This is a genomic window from Paenibacillus sp. PsM32, assembly GCF_030433815.1.
Classification (GTDB): domain Bacteria; phylum Bacillota; class Bacilli; order Paenibacillales; family Paenibacillaceae; genus Saccharibacillus; species Saccharibacillus kyungheensis.
Genome location: NZ_JARUWY010000012.1, coordinates 104,675 through 117,457 on the forward strand (window position 1 = coordinate 104,675; position 12,783 = coordinate 117,457).

General features: G+C 40.3%; 12 protein-coding genes. All 12 read left to right on the forward strand.

The genetic code is table 11. The features are described 5' to 3' along the window. The first annotated feature begins 32 nt into the window (after nt 1-32). The 12 genes from QCD85_RS19675 to QCD85_RS19730 all read left to right on the forward strand — a co-directional run bounded on the left by QCD85_RS19675 (nt 33) and on the right by QCD85_RS19730 (nt 12,757). The gene (locus QCD85_RS19675; protein WP_204826281.1) at nt 33-449 is read left to right on the forward strand and encodes a F0F1 ATP synthase subunit epsilon; all 417 of its coding nucleotides are present in this window, start codon (nt 33-35) and stop codon (nt 447-449) included. A gap of 375 nt (nt 450-824) precedes the next feature. After that, the gene (locus tag QCD85_RS19680; protein WP_204826282.1) at nt 825-1,073 is read left to right on the forward strand and encodes a DUF1146 family protein; all 249 of its coding nucleotides are present in this window, start codon (nt 825-827) and stop codon (nt 1,071-1,073) included. A 247-nt stretch (nt 1,074-1,320) separates the two neighbouring features. Beyond that, the gene (gene murA / locus QCD85_RS19685) at nt 1,321-2,691 is read left to right on the forward strand and encodes a UDP-N-acetylglucosamine 1-carboxyvinyltransferase (RefSeq protein WP_274171744.1); all 1,371 of its coding nucleotides are present in this window, start codon (nt 1,321-1,323) and stop codon (nt 2,689-2,691) included. 375 nt (nt 2,692-3,066) lie between these two features. Further along, nucleotides 3,067-4,065 (forward strand): rod shape-determining protein MreB, encoded by a 999-nt coding sequence (gene mreB, locus QCD85_RS19690; protein WP_273613777.1) that lies wholly within the window; start codon nt 3,067-3,069, stop codon nt 4,063-4,065. Between the two features lie 100 nt (nt 4,066-4,165). Further along, the gene (locus QCD85_RS19695) at nt 4,166-5,047 is read left to right on the forward strand and encodes a flagellar hook-basal body protein (protein WP_273613776.1); all 882 of its coding nucleotides are present in this window, start codon (nt 4,166-4,168) and stop codon (nt 5,045-5,047) included. Nucleotides 5,048-5,083: 36 nt separating this feature from the next. Continuing rightward, nucleotides 5,084-5,908 (forward strand): flagellar hook-basal body protein, encoded by an 825-nt coding sequence (locus tag QCD85_RS19700; RefSeq protein ID WP_301263651.1) that lies wholly within the window; start codon nt 5,084-5,086, stop codon nt 5,906-5,908. Then, nucleotides 5,901-6,203, forward strand: a complete 303-nt coding sequence (locus QCD85_RS19705; protein ID WP_273613774.1) for a DNA-directed RNA polymerase subunit beta — start codon at nt 5,901-5,903, stop codon at nt 6,201-6,203. The genes QCD85_RS19700 and QCD85_RS19705 overlap by 8 nt, the downstream gene beginning before the upstream one ends. 202 nt (nt 6,204-6,405) lie before the next feature. After that, nucleotides 6,406-6,861 (forward strand): 3-hydroxyacyl-ACP dehydratase FabZ, encoded by a 456-nt coding sequence (fabZ, locus tag QCD85_RS19710; RefSeq protein WP_274171745.1) that lies wholly within the window; start codon nt 6,406-6,408, stop codon nt 6,859-6,861. A gap of 67 nt (nt 6,862-6,928) precedes the next feature. Next, on the forward strand, nt 6,929-8,644 hold the full coding sequence (locus QCD85_RS19715; protein ID WP_274171746.1) for a phospho-sugar mutase: 1,716 nt from the start codon (nt 6,929-6,931) through the stop codon (nt 8,642-8,644). 196 nt (nt 8,645-8,840) lie between these two features. Continuing rightward, entirely contained in the window at nt 8,841-10,868 is a 2,028-nt protein-coding gene (locus QCD85_RS19720) for a DUF5693 family protein (RefSeq protein ID WP_301263652.1), read from the forward strand. Beyond that, nucleotides 10,841-11,992: a polysaccharide pyruvyl transferase CsaB gene (csaB, locus tag QCD85_RS19725; protein ID WP_301263653.1), complete on the forward strand. Its 1,152-nt coding sequence runs from the start codon at nt 10,841-10,843 to the stop codon at nt 11,990-11,992. The genes QCD85_RS19720 and csaB overlap by 28 nt, the downstream gene beginning before the upstream one ends. 6 nt (nt 11,993-11,998) lie before the next feature. After that, nucleotides 11,999-12,757: a WecB/TagA/CpsF family glycosyltransferase gene (locus tag QCD85_RS19730; RefSeq protein WP_301263654.1), complete on the forward strand. Its 759-nt coding sequence runs from the start codon at nt 11,999-12,001 to the stop codon at nt 12,755-12,757. Nucleotides 12,758-12,783 lie beyond the last annotated feature (26 nt).

The following is a 12,783-nucleotide window of genomic DNA, read 5'->3' on the forward strand; positions in this document are numbered from 1 at the left end:
TATATGCCTGCAAAACGTGAGGAGGGATGAAAGTGAGCACGTTTCTATTGGAAATTGTAACACCTGAACGTCTGGTGTTTTCCGAACAGGTGGATCAATTACGAGCCACAGGTGTAGAAGGTCAACTTGGGATTCTAGCAGGTCACATTCCGATGGTTACTCCACTAGAAGTCGCTCCATTGGTGTACAAAGTCAATGGGAAAGAAACAGTGGTAGCTATTCAGAGTGGATTTCTAGAAGTCCGTGCTGATAAAGTAGTAGTGTTGGCAGATAGTGCAGAATTGCCGAACAATATTGATATTGAACGTGCAAGAGCAGCAAAAGAACGTGCTGAGCGCCGTCTCAACAACAAGTCGACTCAAGATCACATTGACTTCCGCCGGGCTGAACTTGCTTTACAACGAGCAATGAATCGTCTTAAAGTATCTTCAGCTGGTGAGAACCGTTAAATGTATATAACCGGGCCGCTATATAGGGTCCGGTTTTTATTTTTTAATTTGTCTATAAAAATGGCTTGTGCTATTATAGGTGAGTTCGTTTTGATCATATAATAGAGATTCACAGATTTGAGAATGATTGTCTTTTGAGAAATGTTAGGTCTTTAGGCGTATCCCTAGTATTTTTATTTCAGTAAGATTTATTTATTTGCTGAGAAAAATGCTTTAAAAATGCAGTTATTTTCTGAAATAACACCAATATGACAAGAAAATGCTGATTTTTGTAAATTTGGGACTAGATTCTTTAACGCTGTGCAAGTATTATAGAATAGTCCGTATAAAAGGATGATTAATGAGTAAGCAATAAAGGAGGGAGCTATTTCAAAAATGAGTACGGTAGATACAGTGTCCGCTGTCGGTGTGAACGGTTTACTATCCATATTCATATCGCTCCTTTGTATTGGTCTGTCCTGGTGGGCATTGCAAAATTTAAAACTTGATTTACTGATTCGTTATCCCAAAAGTGCTGCCGGCAAATTGCTCCATTTGTTATTGTCGATTGTACTCGGGCATTTCGTATCCAACTTCCTGCTGGATTATATCCGCTGGACACAGTCTATCCGATTTATGTTTTGAATGTGAACAGTGTGGTTATAAGTGTGTTAGACTATTTTTTTGAAACCAAACAGTTGTATGATTCTCACCTACTACATTAAAAACTAAAATTTATGCAATAGGGTATTGTACAATCACACGAATCTGAAAGATGAATTAGATTAAATAACAGACAGATACCATGGTCTGTATGCAACTATGTTCAGCTTGATCTGATTCGTCATTGTGTAATGCCGGATAAGCAAAATGACGCGCGGAGGGAACCCTAATGAGCAAATTTATCGTCCGCGGTGGCAAGCGATTAACAGGAAGTGTTAAAGTTAGCGGAGCTAAGAATTCTGTTCTTCCAATTATTGCTGCCTCACTACTTGGAGAAAATGGTGTAAGTGTTATTCATGACGCACCTTCTCTTGACGATGTAATGACGATTAGTAAGGTATTAGAATCGCTAGGAGCGGTTGTTACATACCAAGATGAGACTATTCAGGTCAATGCAGAAGAATTAACTTCTTGTGAAGCACCGTATGAATGGGTAAGCAAAATGCGTGCCTCTTTCTTGGTTATGGGTCCATTGTTGACTCGCTTGGGTAAAACTCGTATTTCTTTACCTGGTGGTTGTGCAATTGGTACACGACCTATTGATCAGCATCTTAAAGGCTTTGAAGCTATGGGTGCAGAGATTAATTTGGGGCAAGGCTACATCGAAGCAAAATGTGATGGTAGACTTCGTGGAGCGAAGATTTATCTAGACGTAGCTAGCGTAGGCGCTACTGAAAACATTATGATGGCAGCTACTCTTGCAGAAGGTACTACAACGATTGAGAATGCAGCTAAAGAACCTGAAATTGTAGACTTGGCTAACTACCTTAACAGTATGGGTGCTATAGTTCGCGGAGCAGGTACAGGTGTTATTCGCATTGAAGGTGTAGAATCTCTTAACGGTACAGAACACACAGTTATACCTGATCGTATTGAGGCAGGTACATATATGGTTGCCGCAGCTATCACTGGTGGTAACGTGTACGTGGAAGGTGCTATCGCTGATCATTTGGGTCCTGTTATTTCTAAAATGGAAGAGATGGGTATTACGATCATTCCAGACGAAAATGGAGTGCAGGTTATTGCAGATAAGCCACTTCGTGCTGTCGACTTAAAAACTTTACCTTACCCTGGTTTCCCAACAGATATGCAAGCACAGATGATGGCGTTAATGCTTGCTTCTGAAGGAACTAGTATTATTAGCGAAACTGTATTTGAAAATCGTTTTATGCATGTCGATGAGTTTAACCTGATGAACGCGGGGATTCGTATTGAAGGTAGAACATCGATCGTAACAGGTGGAGCAAGTCTAGTGGGCGCGAAAGTATGCTCAACAGATTTGCGCGCAGGAGCTGCATTGATTTGTGCAGGTTTGATCTCTGAAGGAACAACAGAAGTTAGTGGAACGCACCATATCGATCGTGGATATGTGCATTTGGCTGAGAAGTTGTCTGGATTGGGAGCAGATATCTGGCGCTTGGAAGAAGCAGAACCTTCTCAAGAACCTACACCTGCGGTAGAAGAACAAATGGCTGCTTTTTCTGACAAAACAGAAAAAGTAAACACAGCTACTTTGAACGTTCAACCAACACTTGCTTAAAAACAGTATATGAATTTAATGTATCTATAGGCGAACATTAGATCGCTTTTGATATCGTAATTCACGTATATTAAAGAGTCAGACTGATTATAGTCTGGCTCTTTTGGTATATATGACAGTTTCTTTTCCAAAAATGACGAACAATGGCGTTGAATACCCTTGGTAATTATGCTAATTTTAATAAGTCAGCCTTTTGCATTCATTTTATAGTGGGCCCATATACATACTTTTTTCGCTGAACTGATCGTTGCCGGAGAACGTTTATTCGTTAACATATCATACATAACCAGTGAATAGGCTCTCAGATGATGTAAAAGCATAAAATAACGGACGGTGCTTTGTTACCGGAAATACGAACTTTTGGAGGCTCTTGATATGTTCAGCAAGGATATTGGAATCGATTTAGGTACAGCAAATGTTTTGATTCATGTAAAAGGAAAAGGTGTCGTGTTGGACGAACCTTCAGTAGTCGCTATAGAAACAACAACCAAACGTGTACTTGCTGTCGGTGAAGAAGCAAGACGTATGATCGGTCGGGCACCGGAAAATATTGTCGTTATTCGTCCACTTCGTGATGGAGTTATTGCAGATTTTGAAGTGACCGAAACGATGCTTAAACACTTTATTAATAAAGTAGGCGCTCGTAGCTGGTATAGCCATCCTCGTATTTTGATCTGTGCACCTACCAATATCACTTCTGTTGAGCAAAAGTCGATTCGTGAAGCAGCAGAACGCAGTGGTGCCAAAGAAGTGTTTTTAGAAGCAGAACCCAAAGCAGCAGCGATCGGAGCAGGTATGAATATTTTCGAACCAAGTGGTAATATGGTTATTGATATTGGTGGAGGTACAACCGATATCGCTGTATTGTCTATGGGTGATATTGTAACTTCAGCTTCACTAAAAGTTGCTGGAGACAAATTCGATGAATCGGTCATTAGACATATCAAAAATAAATATAAATTGCTGATCGGTGAACGTACAGCAGAAGATATCAAAATTAATATTGCGACAGTACGCCCGGGTGGTGTGCAAAGAGAAATGGATATTCGTGGTCGTGATATCGTAAGCGGATTGCCTAAAACAATCACAATTTCATCAGGTGAAGTACAAGAAGCATTATCCGATACAATTTTGTCGATTGTAGCAGCAGCCAAAACTGTGTTAGAGCAGACGCCTCCAGAATTATCCGCAGATATTATTGATCGCGGTGTTATTTTGACAGGTGGCGGAGCGATGTTAGACGGGTTAGAAGAATTATTATCGCAAGAATTACATGTGCCTGTACTGGTTGCAGAAGATCCTATGCACTGTGTTGTTAAAGGAACAGGAATTATGTTAAATAATTTGGACAAAGTCTCTAAAAAAAAGTTCTAGTCTAACCGATATATAAGAGTAGAATGTAATGATGAGACGGAAACTTGGATATAAACCATCAGAATCACCCATATATTGAACACGAAAGGAGTGTCCGGTAATGTTAAGAGGTCTATATACGGCTGCTTCAGGTATGATCACTCAGCAACGTCGCCATGATACCGTGACGCAAAATATAGCAAACGTAAATACCCCTGGATACAAGCAAGTAGAGAGTATTGAACGTTCTTTTCCAGAAATGCTGATCTCGCTAAATAATGGAGATCAAGGAGCAAGCAACCAAAACATTGGTCGTTTGAACACAGGCGTACTGGCAGAAGAAAGTATCTCTATGAATGTACAAGGTGATATGCGTCAGACGAATTCGGCAGACGACTTTGCTTTGGTGTCAGAGATTAATCTGGCAGACCCGACAACCCGGCAGAACATTCCTTTCGATGCTTCTGGTAAATATGTAGCAGAAAACGGTACTGTGACGTATCGTCCACAAGCTTTTTTTACAGCAACTAGCAAAACAGGTGAGACTGGTTATACGCGTGACGGTAATTTTCAATTGAATGCAGCAGGACAACTATTGACATCTACAGGTAATCAGGTATTAGGCGCAACAGGGAATCCGATTACACTACGTGGTTCGATCGATGATTATAATTTTGATTCAAGAGGAAATATCACAACCAAATTGAATGGTGCTACAGTAGGACGCTTAGGAATTTCTGTAGTGAATCTACCGGGTCAGATGACTCGTGCAGGTGATGGATTATTTCGTGTAACAGATCCAGCTACAGCAGGTGTGAGACAATTGCAAGCAGGCGATAATGTAGAAGTTCGTCAAGGTTATTTGGAAGGTTCTACAGTAGATGCAGCCGCTTCAATGGTTGATTTAACAGCAGCACTTCGTGCTTATGAAGCCAATCAGAAGATCGTACAATTTTATGATAAAAGCTTAGACAAAACAGTCAATGACGTAGGTCGTGTATAATATAGCAGTATAGATGGTTAGCAAAGGAGGAGAATAATGAATAATTCGATGATCAGTGCAATGGTGGCGATGAGCGGTATCCAGCAAAAACTGGGTGTGGTATCTGACAACATTGCGAATGCCGATACCGTTGGATATAAAGGAAAGCAAGCTACATTTGAAGATGTATTTACCGCTGTCAAACAGCAACCAGGTGCAGCGTCTGCTTTGCCAGGTCGTGTAACAGGTGCTGGGTACAATCTTGGGTTTGGTGCTCGTATGGGCGATGTGACGATGAATACAGCTCAAGGTGAAATGCAGACGACTAATAATCCAACCGATTTGGCTATTCAAGGTGACGGTATGTTTGCAGTGAGTGCCGATGGTAAGCAAGGTTGGACACGTGAAGGTTCTTTCCACTTCGTACCGTCAGCAACCGATCCGACCAAAGCATTTATGGCAACCGATCAAGGCTATTTACTTATGGGGAAAAATGCTAGAGGTGTATCTGCTCCTCTAGAAGTTCCAGCCAAAACCAATATCCAGATCGATGACAAAGGTGTTGTTCGTTCTACAAATAGCGCAGGCAAAATTACAGTCCTTCCACAAACGGTTCAAGTAGATCGTGTCATTCATCCAGAAGGTCTTACACAAATGGATGGGAACTTATTCATGTTACCTACCGGAGCGAACTTGAATGATGTTGTAGGCACGATGTCACCAACAACTCAAATCCGTCAGGGATTTTTGGAAGGTTCTAATGTCGATTTGAGTGCAGAAATGTCTGAATTGATTACAGTGCAACGTGCATATCAGCTGGCAGCACGTACGTTATCTTCTAGTGATAATATGATGAGTATTACCAATAGTATTCGTGGCTAGTAGACGCGCAGCCGTACAAGAAGCGGCTAAAGCTCAAGGGAAAGCAACTCCTAACAAAAAAATTGTGAGAAAACCTGCTGCACCTGAGAGAAAAGAGCCGGAGAAGAAGCCAGCCACTCGATCTTCTTCGGCAGGTATCAAAACACTACGTGTACTATTAGTGATCGTTGGATTTGTTGTTGCTTTGATAGCAGGCTTAGCAGTAGGTTATGCTATGATTGGCAAACAAAATATATCGGATGTATTATATCCAGAAACATGGGCGCATATTTTTCAACTTGTTTTTGCACCATGACCTTTAAAGACTCCTGCTGATGCAGGAGTTTTATTTTTGTTGTCGAAACCGTTATAATGATGTGGAATGCTTAAAATGACTAAAAAATGCTTACATATTATATGGGACAATGCAGGGGAACCAATCTTTTCTGAACAGATGCGCATGATATGTAGAGAAGCAACTGTAAAGAGAGAATAGAAGTGAACCTATACTGTTGAAAATGAGAGGGGTTTTGGTTGTGTTAGATGTACAACAAATTCAGGAGATTATACCGCATCGTCCTCCTTTTTTACTGGTAGATCGCATACTGGAATTGGAAGTCGGTAAACGTGCAGTAGGGATCAAAAATGTAACGATCAATGAACCTTTTTTCGTAGGACATTTTCCGGGTTATCCGGTAATGCCAGGTGTGCTGATTGTTGAAGCGTTAGCTCAAGTAGGTGCAGTAGCTATTTTACAAATGGAAGCTAACCGTAATAAACTAGCTATGTTTGCAGGGATCGATGGTGTTCGTTTCCGTGGACAGGTTGTGCCTGGAGATACCCTTCAATTAGAAGTAGAAATTACCCGCATGAAAGCTTCCATTGGTAAAGGTCAGGCCAAAGCAACGGTTAATGGTACAGTCGTTGCTGAAGGCGAAATCATGTTTGCACTGACTGATCCGAATAAAGAATAATTGATCAGATTGAATATCAAATGAATGTATTTTTTTATAAACCATATATAGAGAAGGGATGGATATTATGACAACACTTAGTGAACAAGCTCAACGCAATCTAGATCAATGGTTAAATGATGAATCGATCGATGCAGCAACCAAAGAGGAATTGCAAGGGCTCCAAGGACAAGACAAAGAATTAGAAGATCGCTTTTACCGTGATTTGGAATTCGGTACAGGTGGATTACGTGGAGTGATTGGTGCAGGCAGTAATCGTATGAACTCTTATACGGTAGGTAGAGCAACACAAGGATTAGCAGAATATATTGTATCTGCTCATTCTGGAGAAGGTAAACCATCTGTTGTGATCGCTCATGATTCCCGCCACTTTTCACCAGAGTTTTCATTAGAAGCAGCTTTGGTACTTGCTGGAAACGGAATCGTAGCTAAGTTATTCCCTTCGCTTCGTTCAACACCAGAACTTTCCTTTGCAGTACGTAATCTAAAAGCAACCGGTGGTATTGTGATTACAGCAAGTCATAATCCGCCTGAATATAATGGATACAAAGTGTATAACAATAGTGGTGGACAATTGGTTCCTCATGAAGCAGAACAAGTGATTAGCAATATCCGTGAAGTTTCTTCTTTTGCAGCGATCAAACGTATTAGCCGCGAAGAAGCAGAGCAACAAGGATTGCTAGTATGGTTAGGCAAAGAGGAAGATGAAGACTTTATCCAAGCAGTTACGGATATTAGTGTGAATCGTGAATTGTTACAAGGCGAAGCAGGTAAAGCTTTGAAAATCGTCTATACCCCTTTGCATGGAGCAGGTAATCTGCCAGTACGTGCAGGATTGGAACGTCTTGGATTTACGAACGTTTCTATCGTGTCCGAGCAAGAAGCACCAGATGGTAACTTTACAACGGTGAAGTCTCCTAACCCTGAAGAACGTGAAGCTTTTACACTAGCGATTAAGCTTGGTGAAGAAGTAGATGCTGATATTCTAATCGGTACTGATCCAGATAGTGACCGTATGGGTGCTGTTGTAAAAGATCCTACTGGTAAATACTTTGTACTTACGGGTAACCAATCTGGTGCTATTATGATCCATTATTATTTGAGCCAGCTTCAAGAGCAAGGCAAACTTCCTTCTAATGGCGCAGTCATCAAGACTATTGTAACCAGCGAAATGGGAGCAGTCATTGCTGAACATTATGGAGCAACAGTATTCAACACATTGACTGGTTTCAAATATATCGGTGAAAAAATGAACCAGTTTGAACAAAGTGGCGAGCATACGTATCTGTTTGGTTATGAAGAGAGTTATGGTTATTTAGCAGGAAACTATGCTCGTGACAAAGATGCAGTAGTTGCAGCATTGTTAATTAGCGAAGCCGCTGCTTATTACAAACAACAAGGCAAAACGCTATATGATGTTTTGCAAGAGTTGTATGAACAGTTTGGACATTTCCAAGAAAGTCTGGAATCACGTACGCTTAAAGGAAAAGATGGAGTAGCACAGATTCAAGGAATCATGGAATCATGGCGTACAGAAAGCCCTGCTGACATTGCAGGTGTTAAAGTAAGCGAAGCCTTAGATTACTCTAAAGGTCTAGACGGTCTTCCAAAAGAAAACGTATTGAAATTCTTATTGGAAGATGGATCATGGTTCTGCTTGCGTCCATCCGGTACAGAACCAAAAATCAAAGTATATTTTGCTGTTCGTGGCGATTCAGGCGCAGATGCAACAGATCGTATTCAAAAGTTAACGGCTGCTGTAATGCAACGTGTTGATGGTTAATAGTCAATTTATTTTACGAAAATCGTAGATTGTCATCAATTTTTAGTAGGATAGACGCTGTAGGCAGTATATAATAGATCAGATGAATGAAGGGTTCCGCTGTGAAGCTTAGTCTTAGCAGCGGAACCATTCGTTATGTTCTTCTTTGGGCGACTGCTTGAGGATGATATAACGAACTTACTAAGGAGGTACTTGAGTGGTTCAGAAATGGCAGCATTGGAATAATTCTTCTGTGAAATGGTTATGGATATTGGTGATTATTGGTTTGGTGGCTTCATTGCCTATCGCTTTTGATCGTACCAAAACCGAGTCAACGTCCAAAAATGTGGAGTTTGTTTTTAATTATCGTAATCTGATCGATATTGCATCGTATCAGCCTCATCCCCAGGATTATATCAAGCAACAGCTTTTATTGCTTAAGGATGCAGGCGTAGGTTCTGTAGCTGTATACCAAAGTAATTTAAGTGAATTGCAAAAATCACAACGTCTTAATGTGTATAATTCTGTGGATGTGGCTAATCTCCAAAATCAGGTGATTCCACAAAATGAAAATTTTACATATGTCCAATTTACAAGTGAAGAAAATGCGCAATTATTAGAGCCGGTTCTTCAGCGTGTATACAATTCATTGGGCATTGCTGTCGTACCCTGGAGCTTTAAAGGATTACCTGGTGTTATTATTCAGACTTCTACGGATGAAGCTGGACTAAAACCGCTCGATCCTGATCCGATTACAATGCGGATGCTTCATAATATGGGATTCCAGATTGTTCCTCGTTTGAATGATTCGTTACCATATGATCAGACGCGTATGAATGGATTGCTAAGTCAATTTGCTGAGTACGGGGTCAAAACGATTCTTTTTGATGGTGAATCTGTTACTGGTTTTAATGACGATATTGAGAAGAAAAGTATCGCTAACTTTGCGGCATTGTTAAATCAATATCATATCGGTATCGCTGCGATTGAAAACTTAAAAAAACCACAAACGGGTTTTAGTAAATTAGCATATCTTATGCATTATAATGTTGTTCGTTTGTATTCATTAAGCGAATCTGATTCTAAGCTTGATCCGTATACAGTAGCTGATCGTTTTGCACTAGCTGCAAAAGATCGTAATATTCGGATGATGTATATCAATTTGGCAGTATCTCGTGATACCGCTAAAGCTCAAATGACCAACTCTATTGATAATGTTATTAAAAGTTTGCAAACAGAAGGACAGGCTATTCAGAATATCGAAAGTCATGGTTTCAAAATTGGACCTGCGTCTGCTATGGATGTTAGTCATTCTGCTTTCAACAAATACTTCAAATTGATTGTCTTGATTGGAGCTATTGCTTACATTGCTTTGTTAGTGTCTTATTTTGTACGTCGTTTAACATTAATTGTGTTCGTGCTTGGATTGATCGGAAGTGCAGGAATGATTCTTATTCATCAGGCACTTATTTTAGAGCAAGGTATCGCTTTACTTGCAGCTATTAGTGCACCGACGATTGCAATGATCTATGCGGTACGTAAAGTCGATCGCTTGTACGAAACAAGACATCAATTATCAGCAAGTCAACGTGTCATTCAAGCGGTTATTTTATTTATTCGTACATCGCTTTGGTCGTTAACAGGGGCGTTATTCATTATTGGGCTTCTGAATGATATTACGTATCAACTGGTGATTAATCAATTCCGCGGTGTAAGTTTACTCCACTTTGCACCTATTGCTTTGATCGCGGTATATATCGCTTTCTACCGTGGCAAACAAAGTTTTGGTATAGGTGGTATCCGCAAAGTATTAACCACTCCAATTACTTTAACTTGGATTATTGTATTAGGAATTGTAGGGATTGTAGGAATGTATTATCTTTCTCGTACAGGAAATGCAGGAACAGTAACACCACTTGAAATGCACTTCCGTAATGCACTGGAAAGCTTGCTGGGCGTTCGTCCACGTAACAAAGAATTTTTGATGGCACATCCATTATTTATTGTAGGTGTATTTATTGCAGCTAAATACCGTCATGCGATTTACATTATGATTATTGCTTGTATTGGTCAATTATCAATGGTTGATACATTTGCTCATATTCATTCGCCTGTTCATATTTCATTGATTCGTGGTTTACTTGGAATGGGACTTGGTTTGATTCTTGGATTGGTTGCTGTTATCGTATGGCAAATCCTTGAAAGGTGTTGGAAAAAATGGCTACCGCTTCTGCGAAAATCGTAATCTCTGGATACTATGGATTCCGCAATAGTGGAGACGAAGCGGTATTGAAATCGATTTTGAATTCACTGGAAGATCAGGGTAAACAGCAAGGTATTCAGATCGAGCCTATCGTATTGTCAGGTGATCCAGAATGGACTTCCAAAATGTATGGAGTACGTTCTGTAGGACGATTGAAGATTCGCGAAATTCGCCAACTGTTAAAAGAAAGTGATGGTCTAATCAGTGGTGGAGGCAGTCTTCTTCAAGACTCTACAGGGATTATGACGATTCCTTATTATCTTGGTATTGTTCGTATTGCTCACTGGTTACGTAAGCCAGTCTTTATTTACGCGCAGGGCGTAGGCCCTGTACAAAAGAAATTCTTTTTCTCTTGGATCAAAAATAGCTTCAAAAAAAGCGCATATGTATCTGTACGAGATCAAGAATCTGCTTTGTTACTAGAAAAAATGGGACTTTCTCGATCTAAAGTTGAAGTTGTAGCTGATCCTGTCATGGGATTACCTTTACCTGTAAAGCAAGAACCTATTCACATTAACCCTTTGAATACTATAAAAGAAGCGAATATCGATTCGCTTCCTGTAGTTGGTATATCCGTTCGTTTTTGGGACAAACAACGTCGAGAATTGGATGGAATAGCAGACGGTTTGCGATTGCTCAGTCAAGAATTACCTGTGCATCTTCGGTTTTTACCGTTCCATTTGCCAGAAGATGAACAAGCTTCTCAGTACGTGATCGATCGTATTGGTGATATCAGTGATCATGGAAGTGTGATCAGCAGTGCAGAACAAGTGACCGATCCACAACAAATGTTAGTGGAAGTTAGCCGCTGTCATGCTATTATAGGTATGAGGCTTCACAGCCTGATCTATGCAGCATCTCAGTCGGTACCTTTAATCGGAATATCGTATGATCCCAAAATCGATCAATTTCTGAATCGGTTGCAGATCCAAGCAACAGGAACCAGTACCAAAGTAGAACCGTTACAATTGGCACAAGAAACGAAAGCATTGCTAGATGATCAAGAAGAATGGCGCGCAAGCAAAGCTTCTTTAATTGAATTACTCAAACAAGATGCTGCTAGCCCTGCTCGTTTTATTGCTCATTATTATTTAGCACAAAGGTGATATATAATGAAACAATGGAATACTATACCGACTGTTCCGATCTATGGTTTACAAGTATCTAAAATGAATATGGATGATACTGTTGAGTACCTCGAGCAAAGTATCAAAAAGGGTAAACCACAACAGATTATTACAGCGAATCCGATTATGATTATGACAGCTTTAGAGCAACCGAGGTATATGCAAGTTATGAAAAATGCAGAATTATTAGTTCCTGATGGTGCAGGGCTGGTATGGGCGGCTTCAACTTGTGGTCAACCTGTTGCTGAACGTGTAGCTGGATACGATTTATTGCATCGCTTAATGGACAGAGGTCAGACCCTTCATTGGAAAGTATATTTGCTGGGTTCAACTCCTGAAGTGATTCAGGCAACAGCTACCCGGTTAAAAAGTTTATATCCGCATACTGCGATTGTTGGATATCGGGATGGTTTTTTTGGCCCTGATCAAGATGCAGATATTATTGCAGAAATTCGTCGGCTTTCACCTGACCTTTTGTTTGTAGCAAGAGGAGCAGATACGCAAGAACCGTGGATTGGTACATACAAGCAAGAATTGGGTGTTCCGATCATTATGGGCGTAGGAGGAAGCTTTGATGTGATCTCCGGTAAGACCAAACGTGCACCAAAATTGTTTCAAAAATTGCGTTTAGAATGGTTTTATCGCTTGTTAAAAGAGCCTACTCGTTACAAAAGAATGCTTGCGCTTCCGAAATTCGCATTAAAAGTGCTAAAGGACAAGGAAAACGTAGTAAAAGTTCAATAAATAGATGAAATTTAGATGAATATCGC

Bases quoted from the DNA above. Each gene is read 5' to 3' on its own strand.
- QCD85_RS19680 (WP_204826282.1), top strand. From the start codon at position 825: ATGAGTACGGTAGATACAGTGTCCGCTGTCGGTGTGAACGGTTTACTA.
- murA (WP_274171744.1), top strand. From the start codon at position 1,321: ATGAGCAAATTTATCGTCCGCGGTGGCAAGCGATTAACAGGAAGTGTT.
- mreB (WP_273613777.1), top strand. From the start codon at position 3,067: ATGTTCAGCAAGGATATTGGAATCGATTTAGGTACAGCAAATGTTTTG.
- QCD85_RS19695 (WP_273613776.1), top strand. From the start codon at position 4,166: ATGTTAAGAGGTCTATATACGGCTGCTTCAGGTATGATCACTCAGCAA.
- QCD85_RS19700 (WP_301263651.1), top strand. From the start codon at position 5,084: ATGAATAATTCGATGATCAGTGCAATGGTGGCGATGAGCGGTATCCAG.
- fabZ (WP_274171745.1), top strand. From the start codon at position 6,406: ATGAGAGGGGTTTTGGTTGTGTTAGATGTACAACAAATTCAGGAGATT.
- QCD85_RS19715 (WP_274171746.1), top strand. From the start codon at position 6,929: ATGACAACACTTAGTGAACAAGCTCAACGCAATCTAGATCAATGGTTA.
- csaB (WP_301263653.1), top strand. From the start codon at position 10,841: ATGGCTACCGCTTCTGCGAAAATCGTAATCTCTGGATACTATGGATTC.
- QCD85_RS19730 (WP_301263654.1), top strand. From the start codon at position 11,999: ATGAAACAATGGAATACTATACCGACTGTTCCGATCTATGGTTTACAA.